An 18,249-nucleotide genomic window follows, 5' to 3' on the forward strand; every position below is an offset into this window, starting at 1 on the left:
CCAGTAAATGAATGCGTCAAAAATGCAGCACACGAAACCGACCTGAGAAGACCAACGCGGTTTCGTGTGCCGTGGCACCCTTGCAGGGCCAACCTTAAACTTCGGGGGAATATTCTATACACAACGACAGGGGATGTCGTTAGTCCAAAGAGATTTATCGCTGAAATAATTCACGTAGCCGCTAATTAACGCGGCTACGCGTTCATTTAATGAGAATTAATGGATCCCGCCGATACGATTCAGGCGAACGCCGGTCGGCCATTCGCCTTCCTGCTTCTCAAAACTCATCCAGATAGCGGTCGCTTTACCTACCAGATTCGCTTCCGGCACAAAGCCCCAGTAACGGCTGTCCGCGGAATTATCGCGGTTATCACCCATCATGAAGTAGTGTCCCGGTGGTACGATCCAGCTGGCCAGCTGTTGGCCCGGCTGCCGGTAGTACATCCCCACTTGATCCTGCGCGATTGGCACGGTGAGGATACGGTGGGTCACATCACCCAGCGTCTCTTTACGTTCTACCAGGCGAATACCGTCCTCTTTGGTCTCGCCTTTGGGGACCTGGAAGAAACCGCTGGTCGCTTCACCGCCGTTACGGCGAGCAAAGGTCTGCACAAAATCACTTGGCTCAACGTTTGAGTAAGTGATTGGCAGCGCGTTTTCACACGCGGTACCGGAGCTGCAGCCAGGCTGAACGGTAACTTCTTTCGCCACCGGATCGTAGGTGACTTTATCACCCGGCAGACCCACTGCACGCTTGATGTAATCCAGACGCGGATCTTCCGGGTATTTAAACACCACGATGTCGCCACGTTTTGGATGACCGGTTTCGATCAGCGTTTTCTGGTAGATCGGATCTTTAATCCCGTAGGCAAACTTCTCAACCAGAATAAAATCGCCAATCAGCAGCGTTGGCATCATTGAACCAGACGGGATCTGGAATGGCTCGTAAATAAACGAGCGGACAACCAGCACAATCGCCAGCACCGGAAATACTGATGCCCCGGTTTCCAGCCAGCCCGGTTTCGGACCGACTTTCTTCAGGGTTTTCGCGTCCAGCCCATCGCCAGTGGCTGCCTGTGCGGCAGCCTGACGTTCATGGCGTTTTGGGGCGAAAATAAACTTATCCAGACACCACAACAAACCTGTCACCAGGGTAGCAATGACCAGAATCAGGGCAAACATGTTCGCCATGCCAACTCCTTAGGGTTATTTGCCGTCTTTACCAACATGAAGGATGGCAAGGAATGCTTCCTGCGGCAGTTCGACGTTACCGACCTGCTTCATACGCTTCTTACCTTCTTTCTGTTTCTGCAGCAGCTTTTTCTTACGGCTGACGTCACCGCCGTAGCATTTCGCCAGAACGTTTTTACGCAGCTGTTTCACAGTAGAACGGGCAATAATGTGGTTACCGATGGCGGCCTGAATCGCGATATCAAACTGCTGACGCGGGATCAGCTCTTTCATCTTCTCAACCAGCTCACGGCCACGGTATGGCGCATTGTCGTTGTGAGTGATCAGTGCCAGCGCATCCACACGCTCGCCGTTGATCAGCACGTCCACACGCACCATGTTAGACGCCTGGAAGCGTTTGAAGTTGTAATCCAGTGACGCATAGCCACGAGAGGTAGACTTCAGACGATCGAAGAAGTCGAGGACCACTTCCGCCATAGGGATTTCGTACGTCAGCGCAACCTGATTACCGTGGTAAACCATGTTGGTCTGTACGCCACGCTTCTCAATACACAGCGTAATAACGTTACCCAGGAACTCCTGCGGCAGCAGCATATGACACTCTGCAATGGGCTCGCGCAGTTCTTCGATATTGTTCAGCGGTGGCAGCTTGGACGGGCTATCGACGTAGACGATCTCTTTGTTGGTGGTCTGCACTTCGTACACAACGGTCGGTGCCGTGGTGATCAGATCCAGATCGTATTCACGCTCCAGACGCTCCTGGATGATCTCCATGTGCAGCAGACCAAGGAAGCCGCAGCGGAAGCCGAAGCCCAGCGCCGTAGAGCTTTCTGGTTCATAGAACAGGGAAGCATCGTTGAGGCTCAGCTTGCCGAGCGCATCACGGAAGTTTTCATAGTCGTCAGAGCTGACCGGGAACAGACCCGCGTAAACCTGCGGTTTAACCTTTTTAAAGCCTGGCAGCGCTTTGTCTGCCGGGTTACGTGCACCGGTCAGGGTATCGCCCACTGGCGCGCCGAGGATGTCTTTAATGGCGCAGACCAGCCAGCCTACTTCGCCACATTTCAGCTCGGTACGGTCAACCTGTTTTGGCGTGAAGATACCCAGACGGTCAGCGTTGTAAACCTGGCCAGTACTCATTACCTTGATTTTGTCGCCTTTACGCATGGTGCCGTTTTTAATACGCACCAGTGAGACAACGCCCAGGTAGTTATCAAACCAGGAGTCGATGATCAGCGCCTGCAGCGGGGCATCCGGGTCACCTTCTGGTGCCGGGATATCACGCACCAGGCGTTCCAGCACGTCGGTCACGCCCACGCCCGTTTTAGCGGAGCAGCGCACCGCATCGGTCGCGTCGATGCCGACAATATCTTCAATCTCTTCCGCTACGCGCTCAGGATCGGCAGCTGGCAGGTCAATTTTGTTCAGAACCGGAACAACCTCGAGATCCATTTCCATCGCGGTGTAGCAGTTTGCCAGGGTCTGGGCTTCAACGCCCTGCCCGGCATCCACAACCAGCAGCGCGCCTTCACAGGCCGCCAGCGAGCGTGAAACTTCATAGGAGAAGTCAACGTGGCCTGGGGTGTCGATAAAGTTCAGCTGATAGATTTCGCCATCAGCCGCTTTGTAATCAAGCGTAACGCTCTGCGCTTTGATGGTGATACCGCGTTCGCGTTCCAGGTCCATGGAGTCCAGAACCTGGGCTTCCATTTCACGATCAGACAGGCCACCGCAAATCTGGATAATACGGTCAGACAGCGTCGACTTACCGTGGTCAATGTGAGCAATGATCGAAAAGTTACGTATGTTCTTCATATAGTTAAATAATTATGCCTTACGAATTCCTGGAGGCCGCTGTTCTTAGCCTGACGTTTTTCAGTGCGAAAACGCCGCATTCTACACTACATCCCCGTTACCTGGAAATGTACTTAGCGCCAGGTATAGCGTGAAGAAATGACGTTTTCTGTTTTAGGACGTAAAAAAGGACAAAGCCCGATGGATCACCGGGCCTCAGAAGAGAGCGTCTCAACACGAAGCTGGTCGGGTGCCAGCCCAACGCTGAGAATAACAGGCTGCCATTCTTCGCGTGCGGCAAGCTTCGGGGAGAGAGCTTTGGCCAGCCAGAATCCCCCTACGCCGCCCAATGCAGCACCGCACATGGCGGCCACATCGGTACCAAACAGCATCTGGAATACGCCGCCCATAACAAACAGCCCCACCAGCGGAGAGAGATAAACCAGCATGGCGGACGTGAGCAGGCTACCTTCTGCAATTCCCAGCTCCACCTTTTGCCCCACCATCAGCGGCCGATCGCTTGGCACGGAAATGGTATGCGAGGTTTGCGGCCCGAGCTTGTTCAGCACGCGGCTACCGCAACCGGCTCTGGAAGCACAGCTATTGCATGAGGCCTTAACATCACAGCTCACCAGCGCAATGCCATTCTGCCACGATACGACCGTAGCCCACTCTTTAATCATTGTGCAGTCCTGAATTTAATGCTGTCGGAAATACGCTTCGCCGTTTGTGGCGGTAATTCACCCACAATGGTGATCTCTGCGTTATCGCGAACCGTGGTGCTGACCGTCCTGCGTCCGGTACGAAGCATTTGTTCAGAACTGTTTGCCGATGCGCGGTTAATGTTCACCGAGAAACTGAACAAACCATCGGAATAAAGACGCGATTCAACCGGTGTTTCAATGGTTGGCAGTTGTCGACGGCTGCTGGAGACTTCGCTAAACCCTTGCGGGATCCAGGAAGGAACCCAGTTGAAGTTGACGGAATCACCCGCCGGTACCGAAAGCAGCGGCGGCAGGCTGGCTTTCGCCAGATTCTGCATGCTATTACCCACCTGATTGTTCACGCTAAAGGAGATAACGCGGAACTGTTCCAGCGTTTCACCATCACGGTCAAGCAGGTCTACACGCATTGGCAGCTTGGTTTCGGCGTCAATCCAGACGATATAGCTGTAGCGCGTTCCGTCACGGGCAACAACGCGGATCACCTCACACAGTCTGTCCGCAATGCGCGTACGCCCTACCGAAATGAAGTCATAGTAAGGCGCAAGACGTTTGAAGTCGGTGTAGATAAGCGATGGCAGAGAATCGACGATATAATCGCCATTCAGCGTGAAAGGCTCCAGACCGGGTTCGAAATAACTGATTTCGTTACCACGCTGGACAACTTCCCGACGCGGGCCATCCATCTGTAAAAGCTGGGCGAGCGGCTGGTTATCAAGACGGGCATGGCGGTATCGTAACGACTCGACGCCCTGCTTATTGATACTGATAAATGCCAACTCGTAATTGAGTGACTGGCTGGCCAGATTCATTTGCTGCAACAACGCCCCGGATGAAACATCAGCCGAGGCGTTGGCAGAGAAGAACAGGCTACCCGCCATCAGAGACATGGCGAACCAAAGTTGCTTCATTACTGCGATTGCGTTCCTAAAGTTTGGTTTCCGGGCACCTGCACAGCCGCTTGCTGGGTTTGTGCCTGCTCAAACTGAAGCTGTTCAGAGTGCAGACGACGCTGCAACTCGTAATCCTGCAACATCGCATTAATGCGACGGCGTTGCTCCTGAACCTGCTGTTGCTGGCCGCCGCTGGCGGATGCATCAGCCGGAACACCCAAACTTACCGGGCTGGCTTTGCCCATCATCGGCAGTGTGTTGAACACTGGCGCTTCTGGCTGCTGATTAGTTTCAGACTGAGTATTATAGTGCTGGACGCCAACGATAACTGCAAGCGATACGCATGCAGCCACACCCATTTGGGTGAGCTGGCTGGCCCACGGACGCACCTTGTGCCAGAACGGCATTTTCTGCCACTGGTGAGGCGCAGGTTGAGCTTCAGGAATCAGCGGAGTGGTCTGACGGACAGGCTCATTTTCAATGGCCGCCATCACGCGAGCTGAGATATCGAAATGGAGAACCTCGCCGGTGTCACCGCGAAGGGTGTCACGGATGAGATGATAACTCTCCCAGGTCTCTTGCATTTCGGGAGAATGAGACAGCTCGTTGAGCAGCTCACTATCCAGCGTTTCACCATCCATTAAAGCGGAAAGTTTTTCTTTCTGCATGCCTAATACCTTTTCCAGTATCCCGCTATCGTCAACGCCTGATAAGCGGTTGAACTTTATTATCAATTGCTTCTCGCGCACGGAAAATACGTGAACGTACCGTGCCGACCGGACAATCCATGATGGCGGCTATCTCTTCATAGCTCAGACCATCCAACTCCCGTAACGTAATTGCCATGCGTAAATCTTCCGGGAGCGACTCGATCGTGCGAAAAACGATTTGTCTCAGTTCTTCTGACAACATTAAGTTCTCAGGGTTCGAAATTTCTTTCAGCGCACCGCCACTTTCGAAGTTTTCGGCGTCGATTGCGTCCACATCACTTGAAGGCGGACGGCGGCCCTGAGCGACCAGATAATTCTTTGCCGTATTGACCGCAATACGGTACAGCCAGGTATAAAAAGCACTATCTCCCCGGAATGAATCCAGCGCGCGATAGGCCTTAATAAAAGACTCTTGTACTACATCAGGCACATCGCCTGACGGTACATAGCGGGAAACCAGGCTCGCCACCTTATGCTGGTAGCGCACCACCAGTAAGTTAAAGGCTTTCTGATCTCCCTTCTGGACCCGTTCAACCAGGACCTGGTCCGTTAACTGCTCGCTCATCCGAGGTAATGTCTCCCCAAACCTAAATTCCACGCGTTATCGAAACGCCACTCTTAAAAAACCGCACTTTGAGCAAGCACCGAATTAGAGTGTCTGATCTTCAATAAGTTCCGTAACGCCTTTGTTTTTGTTCATCGCGCCGCAGACTGTTCATTTTCTCTCATTATAAGTCTGTTCACGATACGCACCACTTTATGACAAGAAACATCTCTTTTCCCGCCAGAAGAGTAACGCAACCCAGTCTTTATTTCACCACAAAATCTGACGCTAACGATCTGCTTCGCAAAATATTTTCTTTCTTTTACGTGGTTTTAATCCTCCGCCTCGAGTTTAGCGGTTACAACTCACATCAAAAAAAACGTGCGATATCTCGCATTCGGATGCTATTCTGACCAAACACTGTTTAGTAAATTAAACAAAAATCATGAACACAACACCTGAACTGCATTGTGATGTACTGATCATCGGTAGCGGCGCTGCCGGTCTCTCCTTGGCACTGCGTCTGGCCGAACATCAGAGCGTTATCGTTCTGAGCAAAGGGCCGATAAGTGAAGGTTCTACGTTTTATGCCCAGGGCGGTATTGCCGCCGTGTTTGATGAGACAGACAGCATTGCGTCGCATGTCGACGATACGCTGATTGCCGGGGCCGGGATCGTGGATGCACATGCCGCAGAGTTTGTGGCCAGTAATGCCCGTCATTGCGTGCAGTGGTTGATCGATCAGGGCGTATTATTTGATACGCAGGTACAGCCAAACGGTGAAGAAAGCTACCACCTCACCCGCGAAGGCGGGCATAGCCACCGCCGTATCCTGCATGCCGCAGACGCTACCGGTAAAGAAGTCGAAACCACGCTGGCCAGTAAAGCCCTCAGCCATCCTAACATTCGGGTCCTTGAGCGCAGCAATGCCGTTGACCTGATTATTTCCGACAAGATTGGCCTGCCTGGTACGCGTCGTGTCGTGGGTGCCTGGGTCTGGAATCGCAATAAAGAGAAGGTTGAGACCTGTCAGGCGAAAGCCGTGGTGCTGGCGACTGGCGGTGCATCCAAAGTGTATCAGTATACCACCAACCCCGATATTGCCTCCGGAGACGGCATCGCCATGGCCTGGCGCGCCGGTTGTCGCGTGGCAAACCTTGAATTCAACCAGTTTCACCCTACCGCCCTGTTCCATCCTCAGGCGCGTAATTTCCTGCTGACGGAAGCCCTGCGCGGTGAAGGCGCATACCTGAAACGTCCTGACGGCTCCCGCTTTATGCCGGACTTTGACCCCAGGGGCGAGCTGGCACCGCGCGATATCGTTGCCCGCGCCATCGACCATGAAATGAAGCGTCTTGGCGTAGACTGCATGTATCTGGACATCAGCCATAAGCCGGCAGAGTTTATCCGCCAGCATTTCCCGATGATCTACGAAAAGCTGCTGGGTCTGGGGATTGATTTAACCCGCGATTCGGTGCCTATCGTGCCTGCCGCCCACTATACCTGCGGGGGCGTAATGGTTGACGATCATGGTCGCACCGATGTGGATGGCCTGTATGCTATCGGTGAAGTAAGTTATACCGGGCTTCATGGCGCGAACCGGATGGCGTCGAACTCACTGCTGGAGTGTCTGGTTTACGGCTGGTCTGCCGCGGAAGATATCACGAAGCGCATGCCTTACGCCCGTCAGACTGAAAACCTGCCTGCCTGGGATGAAAGCCGCGTGGAGAACCCGGATGAGCTGGTCGTTATTCAGCATAACTGGCACGAACTGCGGCTGTTTATGTGGGACTACGTCGGGATTGTGCGGACCACGAAACGTCTTGAACGCGCATTACGCCGTATCACGATGTTACAGCAGGAAATCGATGAATATTATGCCAATTTCCGCGTATCCAATAATCTGCTGGAGCTGCGCAATCTGGTTCAGGTTGCCGAATTGATTGTTCGCTGCGCGATGATGCGCAAAGAGAGCCGCGGTTTGCACTATACCCTCGACTACCCCGATCAGCTGGCCGAGTCCGGGCCGTCGATCCTCTCCCCGCAGGTTCACATAAACAGATAAAACGCCTGGGTCAGAGCGGTGTAATCTTCGGAATAACGCTGGTCTGGCCCACGGATCACCATTCGGTCGTTAAAGCATTCACCTTCTTTGGGTGAGAGCGCCAGCAGCACGCGGTGCGGCAATCGCCCTTCGGTATCCGCAATATCGGTGCGTAAACGTAATTTCCAGCCAATCTCTTGCGCTATGCCAATAAACGCATTGCCGGTGCTTTCTGGCAGAACCACGCAGAAAAACCCTTCTTCTGAAATAAGCTCTGCGGCACTGATCAGCAGCGCCTTATGGTCGAGAGAGCCGGTATAACGGGCCTGTTCACGCTCAGGCGTTCCGCACTCAACTCCGGGCGCGTAGTAAGGAGGATTGCTGACAATCAGGTCGTAACGCGCGGTTTGCTCCGGCGTCCAGTCGAGCACATCTACACATTCAACGTTAATCCGGGCGGCCCACCGAGATTCAGCCGCATTTTCACTCGCCTGCTCTGCCGCCTGCGCATCCAGCTCCACCGCATCTATGGTGACATGCGCTTCGGTACGTTGCGCCAGCATCAGCGCCAACAGCCCGCTGCCCGTCCCAATATCCAGAATACGCTTTACACCTGCGACAGGTGCCCAGGCACCCAGTAAAATACCGTCTGTACCGACTTTCATGGCACAGCGATCGTGAGCGACAAAAAATTGTTTAAACGTAAAACCATCGCGGCGCAACTGCGCTTTGAGTTGAGACATGTCAGGGCAACCTTCTAAGTGAAACTGGAGTAGCATAGGGGAAAGCGAAGTGGCCGCAAAGCGATATCCATACAAACAGATGAAGATTACAGCCGTAACGTCTATAATCAGCGCCCCACACAGAGGTAGAACATGACTGTAACGACTTTTTCCGAACTTGAACTCGATGAAAGCCTGCTCAATGCACTTGAGAGCAAAGGCTTTACACGCCCGACCGCCATTCAGGCAGCGGCCATTCCGCCTGCGCTTGAGGGCCGCGATGTGCTCGGTTCTGCGCCAACCGGCACGGGGAAGACAGCAGCTTACTTGCTGCCTGTGTTGCAGCATCTGCTCGATTTTCCACGTAAAAAATCAGGCCCGCCGCGTATTTTGATCCTGACGCCGACGCGCGAGCTGGCGATGCAGGTTGCCGATCACGCCCGCGAGCTGGCGGCCAATACCCATCTGGATATCGCCACGATCACTGGCGGCGTTGCGTATATGAACCACGCCGAAGTGTTCAGCGAAAATCAGGACATCGTCGTTGCGACGACCGGTCGCCTGCTGCAGTACATTAAAGAAGAGAACTTCGACTGCCGCGCGGTAGAAACACTGATTCTGGATGAAGCTGACCGCATGCTGGACATGGGCTTCGCGCAGGATATCGAACATATCGCGGGTGAGACACGCTGGCGTAACCAGACAATGCTGTTCTCTGCCACCCTTGAAGGGGACGCGATCAAAGACTTCGCAGAGCGCCTGCTGGAAGATCCGGTGGAAGTTTCCGCGACGCCGTCCACGCGCGAGCGCAAGAAGATCCACCAGTGGTATTACCGTGCAGATAACCTTGAACACAAGGTTGAGTTACTTAAGCACCTGCTGAAGCAGGACGATGCCACCCGTACCATCGTCTTTGTGCGTAAGCGCGAGCGTGTGCATGAACTGGCTGAAATGCTGCGTAATGCCGGAATCAATAACTGCTATCTCGAAGGCGAGATGGCGCAGGTTAAGCGTACCGAAGGGATTAAACGTCTGACTGATGGTCGCGTGAACGTGCTGGTCGCAACAGACGTTGCTGCACGCGGGATCGACATTCCGGACGTCAGTCACGTCATTAACTTCGATATGCCACGCAGCGGCGACACCTATCTGCACCGCATTGGCCGTACCGGCCGTGCCGGACGCAAAGGTATCGCGATCTCTCTGGTCGAAGCGCATGACTACCTGCTGCTGCAGAAAATTGGCCGCTACGTTGATGAGCCACTGAAAGCACGCGTTATTGATGAGCTTCGTCCGACCACACGTGCTCCGAGTGAAAAAATGACGGGCAAACCGTCTAAAAAAGCGCTCGCAAAACGTGCTGAGAAAAAAGAGAAAGAAAAAGAGAAGCCGCGCGTGAAGCAGCGCCACCGCGATACCAAGAATATTGGTAAGCGCCGTAAACCAAGCTCTGCCGCACCAGAGACGAAAACTGAAGAGTAAAAAAAGCCGGGGAAAACCCCGGCTTTTTTATTCCACCCCCGAGACTGAAACCTTACAGGCTTTCAGTAAAGGTACGCGCAATAACGTCGCGCTGCTGTTCCGGGGTCAGAGAGTTAAAACGTACTGCATAACCTGATACACGAATGGTCAGCTGTGGGTATTTTTCCGGGTGCTTAACCGCATCTTCCAGCGTTTCACGGCGCAGCACGTTCACGTTCAGGTGCTGACCACCTTCAACGCGCACTTCCGGTTTTACTTCCATTGGGATTTCACGGTATTCGATTTCGCCCAGTTTGTTCACCGGAACGATTTCATCTTCAGCAAAACCCGCTTTCGCTACTACACAGCGCGCTTCATTTTTCTCGCTGTCCAGCAGCCAGAAAGAGTTGAGCAGGTCGTCATTTGCAGCTTTAGTAATCTGGATACCTGTAATCATGTGTTGCCTCCCTTAGGCTACATTAACTGGTGTCGGCCTTGCGCGGCCAATTGGTAAAACCATTGTTTCTTGTGTGTATATATATCACTCGCACCCCGGTCATTTATTGATTTAAATCAACAAAAACACCAACCACACAAAGAGTGTGGTTTGATTTTATTGTTCCAGATCAATTTCATTGCTTTACCAGCTCAACTCCTTTCGCATCCATTCAAAATAAATTGAATGACTTACGGTGATTTTATGCCTGGGATTTTGCACCCCGGGTTTTAGCGGTTAAGCTAGGCGCAGAATGTGATTCGCAGGAGAGCGAGATGACGACACTGTTGACCTGGCACGATGTGCTGGCAGAAGAGAAACAGCAGCCCTATTTTATTAACACCCTCAGCACCGTTGCGGCAGAGCGGCAGTCTGGCCAGACGATTTATCCGCCACAAAAAGATGTTTTCAACGCGTTTCGCTATACCGAGCTCAGCGATGTGAAAGTGGTTATCCTCGGCCAGGATCCTTACCACGGACCGGGACAGGCTCACGGGCTTGCTTTCTCTGTACGTCCTGGGGTTGCTATCCCCCCTTCGCTTCTGAACATGTACAAAGAACTCGAAAAGACCGTGCCCGGCTTTACCCGGCCCACGCATGGTTATCTGGAAAGCTGGGCGCGCCAGGGCGTGCTGTTACTGAATACGGTACTCACCGTACGTGCCGGTCAGGCACATTCTCACGCCAGCCTGGGCTGGGAAACCTTTACCGATAAAGTCATCAGCCTTATCAACGAGCATCGTGAAGGGGTGGTGTTTTTACTGTGGGGTTCCCACGCTCAGAAGAAAGGGGCGATTATCGACAGGCAGCGTCATCATGTCCTGAAGGCACCGCATCCGTCACCGCTGTCAGCGCATCGTGGTTTCTTTGGTTGTAATCATTTTGTTCTGGCGAACGAGTGGCTGGAAAAACGTGGCGAAACGCCAATTGACTGGATGCCAGTGTTACCGGCTGAGAGTGAGTAACGCATCGGATGTGCCCTTTTTTAGCGGGCACATCCGACGCACAGTATTATGCTTTATTCTGACGCCACCATTCCGCCAGCAGTACGCCAGTCGCAACGGAAACGTTCAGACTTTCAACATTGCCTGTACCGTCGATAGAGACGCTCAGATCCGCGCTGGAAAGCACAGCATCCGACAGGCCATCACGCTCCTGACCCAGCACCAGCACCATTTTACGCGGCAGTGTCGCTTTAAACAGCGGCGTAGCGGCATGGCTGGAGGTCGTGACGATGGCATATCCCGCATTACGGAACTGCTCAATGGCATCCAGAACGCTGTCGCCGGTGATCGGCTGAACATGCTCTGCCCCGCCCTCTGCAGTACGGATCGCGGCACCCGATTCCAGCAGCGCGGCATCCTGTAACAGCACGCCTTTCACGCCAAAGTGCGCGCAGCTACGCATCATTGCACCCAGATTATGTGGGTTGCCCACATCTTCAAGTGCCAGCACGCAGTCATCGGCTTCCGCCTGGCTAACCCACTGCTGTACGGTAGTCCCGTTACGTTTTTTGATCAGGAAGCACACGCCACCGTGGTGTTCAGTGCCTGATGCTTTCGTCAGCTCAGCGTCATCCACCACATGGTAGGCTTTACGGTTTGCCGCCATCCAGCGCAGCGCTTCTTTAAAGCGCGGGGTTACGCTCTGGATAAACCATGCGCGAACGATGCACTCAGGACGGCTCTGGAACAGCGCCTGGCAGGCGTTCTCGCCATAGACTCGGGTCTCTTCTGCACGCTGACGGCGCAGCACTTCCGGGTCAATAAAGCTTTTCCCGCTGATGCCGCCGTGATCGGCTTTTTCAGGCGCCTCATCACCAGGGGCGCGAGAAACAGTACGCCAGGGGGATGAACCCTCGCGCGAGAAATCATCGCGTTTGCGATCGTCACGCTTGCGGTCATCACGTTTGCGGTCATCACCGCGGTTATTTCTGTCATCGCGGGCGGGGCGACGGCCACCGTCTGCACGAGAAGACGCCGGACGCCCGCCACCTTTTCCGGTACGCGGATTTTGGGTGCGTTTATCAGAGTCATCATCACTGCGGACATACATCACTTTGACCTTGCCGCTTTTGTTTTTCATTTCGTCGTTCATGCTTTTCTCCACCAGCGCTGCGCGAAGCGCGCAGATTACCCGATGTGCAAGCTCATAGCCATAAATTCGTACAAAAGCCTGTGACTATTGTTCTCATTGAATAAAACGCATTGTCGTTTCAAACAGGCTGAATGATAATATGTAACATATTAGAAACATTATCGGCATTCTGCCGCTGTCCCACGGCTCTATCAGAGGTTAGTTATGAATACCGTATGTGCCAACTGTCAGGCTCTTAATCGCATTCCGGACGATCGGATTGAAGATGGTGCGAAATGCGGGCGTTGTGGCCATGAACTGTTTGATGGCGATGTTATCAACGCTACGGGTGCTACGCTGGACAAACTCCTCAAGGACGATCTTCCGGTGGTTGTCGATTTTTGGGCACCGTGGTGTGGTCCGTGCCGTAGCTTCGCGCCAGTCTTCGAAGATGTTGCCGAAGAACGTAGCGGCAAAATGCGTTTTGTTAAGGTCAATACCGAAGCAGAACGTGAGTTAAGCGCACGCTTTCGCATTCGCAGCATCCCAACCATCATGATTTTCAAAAATGGTGAAGTGATCGACATGCTTAACGGTGCCGTTCCTAAAGCACCGTTTGATAGCTGGTTAAACGAATCGCTGTAACATTAACGGGGCGCATCTTGTGCCCCGTTCCTTCCTCTGCGAAAATAGGGTTTTTCCTGCACTTCGCCCATGACTGATAACGCTGTTCTTCAACTGCGCGCCGCACGCCTGGCCCGCGCGACTCGCCCTTTTCTTGCCCGCGGCAATCGTATTCGCCGCTGTCAGCGTTGTCTGCTGCCGCTAAAAGTTTGTCTGTGCGAGACCCTTGCGCCGAGCACGGCGAAGAGTCGTTTTTGCCTGGTCATGTTCGATACCGAACCAATGAAACCCAGCAATACCGGACGCCTTATTGCCGACATTCTGCCGGATACCGCGGCATTTCAGTGGTCACGCACGGAACCTCCGCAGGCCCTGCTCGACTTAGTGGCAAACCCGGACTATCAGCCAATGGTCGTATTTCCGGCCTCGTATGCTGGCGAAGATCGCCAGGTGCTTTCGGCACCGCCATCTGGTAAACCGCCGCTGTTTATTATGCTGGACGGAACCTGGACCGAAGCGCGAAAAATGTTCCGCAAAAGTCCTTATCTCGATTCATTGCCGGTGATTTCGGTCGACCTTTCACGCGTCTCGGCCTACCGCCTGCGAGAAGCGCATGCTGACGGGCAATACTGTACCGCTGAAGTGGCGATTGCCCTTCTGGATTTAGCGGGAGATACCGTCGCGGCAGGTGCGCTGGGGAGCCATTTCTCCTGCTTTCGTGAACGTTACCTGGCAGGAAAAACCGTTCATAAGGGCAGCGTCACAGCAACTGAGACAGAAAACGTTTAAAATCATCAGGTCGCTTGCATTCACAGGAGGCCTGCATGAGCCAGCGAGGGTTAGAAGCGCTACTTCGTCCTAAATCCATTGCCGTTATCGGCGCATCAATGAAACCGGATCGCGCAGGCTATCTGATGATGCGTAACCTGCTGGCTGGCGGATTTAATGGCCCCGTCATGCCCGTGACGCCTGCCTATAAGGCTGTTCAGGGGGTGCTGGCATGGCCGGACGTGCAGAGCCTGCCTTTCATACCGGACCTTGCCATCCTGTGTACAAATGCGAAACGTAATTCAGCCCTGCTGGAGTCGCTCGGCAGGAAAGGATGTAAAACCTGCATTATTCTCTCGTCTCCGCCCGAACAGCAGCCGGAGCTTCTGGCATGCGCCAGTCGCTACCAGATGCGCATTCTTGGGCCAAACAGTCTGGGCCTGCTCGCCCCGTGGCAAGGGCTGAATGCCAGCTTCTCCCCGGTCCCTATCCGCAAAGGCAAACTCGCATTTATTTCGCAATCGGCTGCGGTATCGAACACGATCCTCGACTGGGCGCAACAGCGTGAGATGGGGTTTTCCTACTTCATTGCTCTGGGTGACAGCCTGGACATCGACGTTGATGAACTGCTCGATTTTCTGGCTCGCGACAGCAAAACCAGCGCTATTCTTCTTTATCTTGAGCACCTGAGCGACGCCCGTCGTTTTGTGTCGGCTTCCCGTAGCGCGTCCCGTAACAAGCCGATTCTGGTGATTAAAAGCGGGCGTAGCCCCGCCGCCCAGCGTCTGCTGCAGTCGCATTCCGGCATGGATCCCGCCTGGGATGCCGCGATTCAACGCGCGGGTTTGCTGCGGGTTCAGGATACACACGAGCTTTTTTCCGCCGTCGAGACGTTAAGCCATATGCGTCCATTACGCGGTGAGAAGTTAATGATTGTCAGTAATGGCGCGGCTCCTGCCGCACTTGCACTGGATGAACTGTGGCTGCGCAATGGCAAGCTGGCCACCCTGGGTGAGGAGACGCTTCAACGCCTGAAAGAGGCGCTGCCGGCAAGCGTTAGCCCAGGCAATCCCCTCGATTTGCGCGATGACGCCAGTAGCGATCACTATATCAGGGCGATCTCCCTTTTACTGGATAGCCAGGATTTCGACGCGCTGATGATTATTCACTCCCCCAGCGCAGTCGCTCCCGGGAGTGAAAGCGCGCGCGCACTGATTGACGCCGTCCGGAACCATCCTCGTGGTAAATATGTCACTCTGCTGACCAACTGGTGCGGTGAGTTCTCTTCCCAGGAGGCACGACGCCTGTTCAGTGAAGCCGGTCTGCCCACCTACCGCACTCCGGAAGGCACGATTACGGCGTTTATGCATATGGTGGAGTATCGCCGCAACCAGAAGCAGCTCCGTGAAACCCCGGCTTTACCGGGTAACCTGACGGCGAACACCGCCGATGTTCACCGGCTTTTACAGCAGGCTATCGAAGAGGGAGCCACCTCGCTTGATACGCACGAAGTGCAGCCGATTCTGGGCAGCTACGGGATGCAAACCCTGCCCACCTGGATTGCCGGCGACAGCGCCGAAGCCGTGCATATTGCCGAACAGATTGGCTATCCCGTTGCCCTCAAGCTTCGCTCACCGGACATCCCGCATAAGTCTGATGTCCAGGGGGTGATGTTATATCTGCGGACTGCGACCGAGGTACAGCAAGCCGCTGATGCCATATTCGACCGGGTCAAAATGGCCTGGCCTCAGGCGCGGATCCACGGGTTGCTGGTGCAAAGCATGGCTAATCGCGCGGGCGCTCAGGAGCTGCGCGTGGTGGTTGAATACGATCCTGTCTTTGGCCCGCTTATCATGCTGGGGGAAGGCGGCGTCGAGTGGCGTCCTGAGGAGCAGGCGGTCGTGGCTTTGCCACCACTGAACATGAACCTGGCACGCTATCTGATCATCCAGGCCATCAAAAGCAAAAAAATCCGGGGCCGAAGCGCGCTGCGCCCTCTTGATATTGCCGGGTTGAGTCAGTTCCTGGTGCAGGTGTCTAACCTGATTGTTGATTGCGCGGAGATCCAGCGGCTGGACATCCACCCGCTGCTCGCCTCCGGCAGTGAGTTTACGGCCCTGGACGTCACGCTGGATATCGCGCCTTTCGAGGGTGACAGAGAGAGCCGCCTTGCGATCCGCCCGTATCCTCTGCAGCTGGAGGAGTGGGTGGAGATGAAAAACGGAGAGCGCGCGTTGTTCCGCCCTATCCTGCCGGAAGATGAACCGCAGCTGCGCACGTTCATCTCTCAGGTAACGAAAGAGGATCTTTACTATCGCTATTTTAGCGAAATCAACGAATTTACCCACGATGATTTAGCCAATATGACCCAGATCGACTACGATCGAGAAATGGCATTTGTCGCCGTTCGTCGTTCCGATAAGGGCGATGAGATCCTCGGCGTTACGCGTGCTATTTCCGACCCGGATAATGTTGATGCGGAGTTTGCTGTGCTGGTGCGCTCCGATCTGAAAGGGTTGGGTCTGGGGCGACGGCTGCTGGAAAAACTCATCAGTTATACGCGAGATCACGGATTGTTACGCCTCAATGGCATTACTATGCCTAACAATCGCGGTATGGTGACCCTGGCGCGAAAACTTGGATTTGACGTTGATATTCAGCTGGACGAAGGTATTGTGGCCTTATCCCTGAGCCTGATATCAGCGGATAAAGCCGAGTAAGCTACTGGAAATGTTACCCACTTTGGACGGGACTGGTGGTATCATTGTCCGCTTATGTTGTTTGCATGGTACAGACAACCCTTCAATGAACAGAGAAGAAACGCACTGTGATGTTGTCAAAATTTAAGCGTAATAAACATCAACAACACCTTGCTCAACTACCGAAGATTTCTCAGTCAGTTGATGATGTAGAGTTCTTTTACGCTCCCGCCCATTTTCGGGAGACGCTTCTGGAAAAGATTGCCGGCGCTACGCGTCGCATTTGCATTGTGGCCCTGTATCTTGAACAAGATGAAGGTGGGCGCGCGATCTTAAATGCGCTCTATGAAGCCAAGCGTCAACGTCCGGAACTGGATGTTCGCGTGCTGGTCGACTGGCACCGCGCTCAGCGTGGCCGTATAGGCGCTGCTGCTTCAAACACCAATGCTGACTGGTATTGCCGCACGGCGCAGGAAAATCCTGGCGTCGATGTGCCCGTTTACGGCGTACCTGTAAATACCCGAGAAGCGCTCGGCGTCCTTCATTTCAAAGGGTTCATCATTGATGACAGCGTGCTGTACAGCGGCGCGAGCCTGAATGATGTTTACCTCCATCAGCTCGATAAATATCGATATGACCGTTACCATCTGGTTCGTAATCCGCAGATGGCGGATATCATGTTTAACTGGGTTGATAAGAACTTAGTACAGGGTCGCGGCGTAAATCGTCTTGACGATCCACACCGTCCTAAAAGCCCGGAAATTAAAAATGATATCCGCGCGTTCCGCCAGGAACTGCGTGATGCGGTCTACCATTTCCAGGGCGATGCCAATAACGAAGAGCTATCCGTTACACCGTTGGTGGGGTTAGGCAAATCAAGCCTGCTGAACAAAACGATTTTCCACCTGATGCCGTGTGCGGAGCAGAAACTCATCATCTGCACCCCTTACTTCAACCTTCCCGCCGTGCTGGTGCGTAATATCATTCAGCTGCTGCGTGATGGTAAAAAAGTTGAAATTATCGTCGGTGACAAAACGGCTAACGACTTCTTTATTCCTGAAGATCAACCGTTCAAGATTATCGGTGCCCTCCCTTATCTCTATGAGATTAACCTGCGCCGTTTCCTGAGCCGTTTACAGTATTACGTTAACACTGACCAGCTGGTCGTGCGTCTGTGGAAAGATGAAGACAACAGTTATCATCTGAAAGGGATGTGGGTCGATGATGAATGGATGCTGCTTACGGGCAATAACCTCAACCCTCGCGCCTGGCGTCTGGATCTCGAAAATGCCATCCTGATCCATGACCCGAAACATGAGTTAGCGACCAGTCGTGAACGTGAGCTTGAGCTTATTCGCACGCATACCACTGTGGTTCAGCATTACCGCGAACTGCAGAGCATTGCCGATTACCCGGTGAAAGTCCGCAAGCTTATTCGTCGCCTGCGTCGAATCCGTATTGACAGACTTATCAGCCGTATTCTGTGATGTCCAGGCCCTGTCAGC

The 18,249-nt window shown here is 53.7% G+C and carries 16 protein-coding genes; 7 read left to right on the forward strand and 9 right to left on the reverse strand.

All coding sequences use genetic code 11. The annotated features are described in order from the left end of the window. Positions 1–216: 216 nt before the first annotated feature. The 6 genes from lepB to rpoE all read right to left on the reverse strand — a co-directional run bounded on the left by lepB (position 217) and on the right by rpoE (position 5,875). Positions 217–1,191 (reverse strand): signal peptidase I, encoded by a 975-nt coding sequence (gene lepB, locus ACN9MQ_RS16825; protein ID WP_014171215.1) that lies wholly within the window; start codon positions 1,189–1,191, stop codon positions 217–219. Between the two features lie 15 nt (positions 1,192–1,206). Further along, entirely contained in the window at positions 1,207–3,006 is a 1,800-nt protein-coding gene (lepA, locus tag ACN9MQ_RS16830; protein ID WP_014171216.1) for a translation elongation factor 4, read from the reverse strand. A 185-nt stretch (positions 3,007–3,191) separates the two neighbouring features. Then, on the reverse strand, positions 3,192–3,668 hold the full coding sequence (rseC, locus tag ACN9MQ_RS16835; RefSeq protein WP_014171217.1) for a SoxR-reducing system protein RseC: 477 nt from the start codon (positions 3,666–3,668) through the stop codon (positions 3,192–3,194). Beyond that, a complete protein-coding gene (gene rseB, locus ACN9MQ_RS16840) occupies positions 3,665–4,618 on the reverse strand; it encodes a sigma-E factor regulatory protein RseB (protein ID WP_047955969.1) in 954 nt (317 codons plus the stop codon). The genes rseC and rseB overlap by 4 nt, the downstream gene beginning before the upstream one ends. Then, positions 4,618–5,268, reverse strand: a complete 651-nt coding sequence (gene rseA, locus ACN9MQ_RS16845; protein ID WP_025203448.1) for an anti-sigma-E factor RseA — start codon at positions 5,266–5,268, stop codon at positions 4,618–4,620. The genes rseB and rseA overlap by 1 nt, the downstream gene beginning before the upstream one ends. A 31-nt stretch (positions 5,269–5,299) precedes the next feature. After that, positions 5,300–5,875 (reverse strand): RNA polymerase sigma factor RpoE, encoded by a 576-nt coding sequence (gene rpoE, locus ACN9MQ_RS16850; RefSeq protein ID WP_006176728.1) that lies wholly within the window; start codon positions 5,873–5,875, stop codon positions 5,300–5,302. Between the two features lie 424 nt (positions 5,876–6,299). Here rpoE and nadB point away from each other — a divergent pair, with 424 nt between their 5' ends. Continuing rightward, complete coding sequence (nadB, locus tag ACN9MQ_RS16855; RefSeq protein WP_426021515.1) at positions 6,300–7,919, forward strand: L-aspartate oxidase; 1,620 nt, start codon at positions 6,300–6,302, stop codon at positions 7,917–7,919. On the opposite strand, the gene trmN is transcribed toward nadB, so the two are convergent. Beyond that, complete coding sequence (gene trmN / locus ACN9MQ_RS16860; protein WP_426021513.1) at positions 7,904–8,641, reverse strand: tRNA(1)(Val) (adenine(37)-N(6))-methyltransferase TrmN; 738 nt, start codon at positions 8,639–8,641, stop codon at positions 7,904–7,906. The two genes, nadB and trmN, sit on opposite strands and share 16 nt — an antisense overlap. 132 nt (positions 8,642–8,773) lie before the next feature. On the opposite strand from trmN, the gene srmB reads away from it, so the two are divergent. Next, a complete protein-coding gene (srmB, locus tag ACN9MQ_RS16865; RefSeq protein WP_020882998.1) occupies positions 8,774–10,102 on the forward strand; it encodes an ATP-dependent RNA helicase SrmB in 1,329 nt (442 codons plus the stop codon). Between the two features lie 52 nt (positions 10,103–10,154). Here the strand turns inward: srmB and grcA are convergent, their stop codons facing one another. Continuing rightward, positions 10,155–10,538, reverse strand: a complete 384-nt coding sequence (gene grcA / locus ACN9MQ_RS16870; RefSeq protein WP_013098327.1) for an autonomous glycyl radical cofactor GrcA — start codon at positions 10,536–10,538, stop codon at positions 10,155–10,157. 314 nt (positions 10,539–10,852) lie between these two features. Between grcA and ung the strand changes: the two genes are divergently transcribed. After that, positions 10,853–11,542, forward strand: coding sequence for a uracil-DNA glycosylase (gene ung / locus ACN9MQ_RS16875; protein ID WP_426021512.1), 690 nt, complete (start codon positions 10,853–10,855; stop codon positions 11,540–11,542). A 46-nt stretch (positions 11,543–11,588) separates the two neighbouring features. Here ung and ACN9MQ_RS16880 read toward each other — a convergent pair whose 3' ends face one another. Continuing rightward, positions 11,589–12,674, reverse strand: a complete 1,086-nt coding sequence (locus ACN9MQ_RS16880) for a tRNA/rRNA methyltransferase (RefSeq protein ID WP_063214627.1) — start codon at positions 12,672–12,674, stop codon at positions 11,589–11,591. Positions 12,675–12,878: 204 nt separating this feature from the next. On the opposite strand from ACN9MQ_RS16880, the gene trxC reads away from it, so the two are divergent. From trxC to pssA, 4 genes are all read left to right on the forward strand, one after another. Next, a complete protein-coding gene (gene trxC, locus ACN9MQ_RS16885) occupies positions 12,879–13,298 on the forward strand; it encodes a thioredoxin TrxC (protein ID WP_014171226.1) in 420 nt (139 codons plus the stop codon). 69 nt (positions 13,299–13,367) lie between these two features. Next, a complete protein-coding gene (gene tapT / locus ACN9MQ_RS16890; RefSeq protein ID WP_151711808.1) occupies positions 13,368–14,066 on the forward strand; it encodes a tRNA-uridine aminocarboxypropyltransferase in 699 nt (232 codons plus the stop codon). Between the two features lie 35 nt (positions 14,067–14,101). After that, positions 14,102–16,765, forward strand: a complete 2,664-nt coding sequence (locus ACN9MQ_RS16895; protein WP_426262658.1) for a bifunctional acetate--CoA ligase family protein/GNAT family N-acetyltransferase — start codon at positions 14,102–14,104, stop codon at positions 16,763–16,765. Between the two features lie 110 nt (positions 16,766–16,875). Further along, positions 16,876–18,231 carry a CDP-diacylglycerol--serine O-phosphatidyltransferase gene (pssA, locus tag ACN9MQ_RS16900; RefSeq protein WP_020882993.1) on the forward strand — a complete coding sequence of 452 codons (1,356 nt, stop codon included), beginning with the start codon at positions 16,876–16,878 and terminating at the stop codon, positions 18,229–18,231. Positions 18,232–18,249: the final 18 nt, after the last annotated feature.

Source organism: Enterobacter sp. R-25 (genome assembly GCF_049913205.1).
Taxonomy (GTDB): domain Bacteria; phylum Pseudomonadota; class Gammaproteobacteria; order Enterobacterales; family Enterobacteriaceae; genus Enterobacter; species Enterobacter ludwigii.

Coding starts and splice junctions, on each gene's coding strand:
- lepB (WP_014171215.1), bottom strand. CDS start 1,191: ATGGCGAACATGTTTGCCCTGATTCTGGTCATTGCTACCCTGGTGACA.
- lepA (WP_014171216.1), bottom strand. CDS start 3,006: ATGAAGAACATACGTAACTTTTCGATCATTGCTCACATTGACCACGGT.
- rseC (WP_014171217.1), bottom strand. CDS start 3,668: ATGATTAAAGAGTGGGCTACGGTCGTATCGTGGCAGAATGGCATTGCG.
- rseB (WP_047955969.1), bottom strand. CDS start 4,618: ATGAAGCAACTTTGGTTCGCCATGTCTCTGATGGCGGGTAGCCTGTTC.
- rseA (WP_025203448.1), bottom strand. CDS start 5,268: ATGCAGAAAGAAAAACTTTCCGCTTTAATGGATGGTGAAACGCTGGAT.
- rpoE (WP_006176728.1), bottom strand. CDS start 5,875: ATGAGCGAGCAGTTAACGGACCAGGTCCTGGTTGAACGGGTCCAGAAG.
- nadB (WP_426021515.1), top strand. CDS start 6,300: ATGAACACAACACCTGAACTGCATTGTGATGTACTGATCATCGGTAGC.
- trmN (WP_426021513.1), bottom strand. CDS start 8,641: ATGTCTCAACTCAAAGCGCAGTTGCGCCGCGATGGTTTTACGTTTAAA.
- srmB (WP_020882998.1), top strand. CDS start 8,774: ATGACTGTAACGACTTTTTCCGAACTTGAACTCGATGAAAGCCTGCTC.
- grcA (WP_013098327.1), bottom strand. CDS start 10,538: ATGATTACAGGTATCCAGATTACTAAAGCTGCAAATGACGACCTGCTC.
- ung (WP_426021512.1), top strand. CDS start 10,853: ATGACGACACTGTTGACCTGGCACGATGTGCTGGCAGAAGAGAAACAG.
- ACN9MQ_RS16880 (WP_063214627.1), bottom strand. CDS start 12,674: ATGAACGACGAAATGAAAAACAAAAGCGGCAAGGTCAAAGTGATGTAT.
- trxC (WP_014171226.1), top strand. CDS start 12,879: ATGAATACCGTATGTGCCAACTGTCAGGCTCTTAATCGCATTCCGGAC.
- tapT (WP_151711808.1), top strand. CDS start 13,368: ATGACTGATAACGCTGTTCTTCAACTGCGCGCCGCACGCCTGGCCCGC.
- ACN9MQ_RS16895 (WP_426262658.1), top strand. CDS start 14,102: ATGAGCCAGCGAGGGTTAGAAGCGCTACTTCGTCCTAAATCCATTGCC.
- pssA (WP_020882993.1), top strand. CDS start 16,876: ATGTTGTCAAAATTTAAGCGTAATAAACATCAACAACACCTTGCTCAA.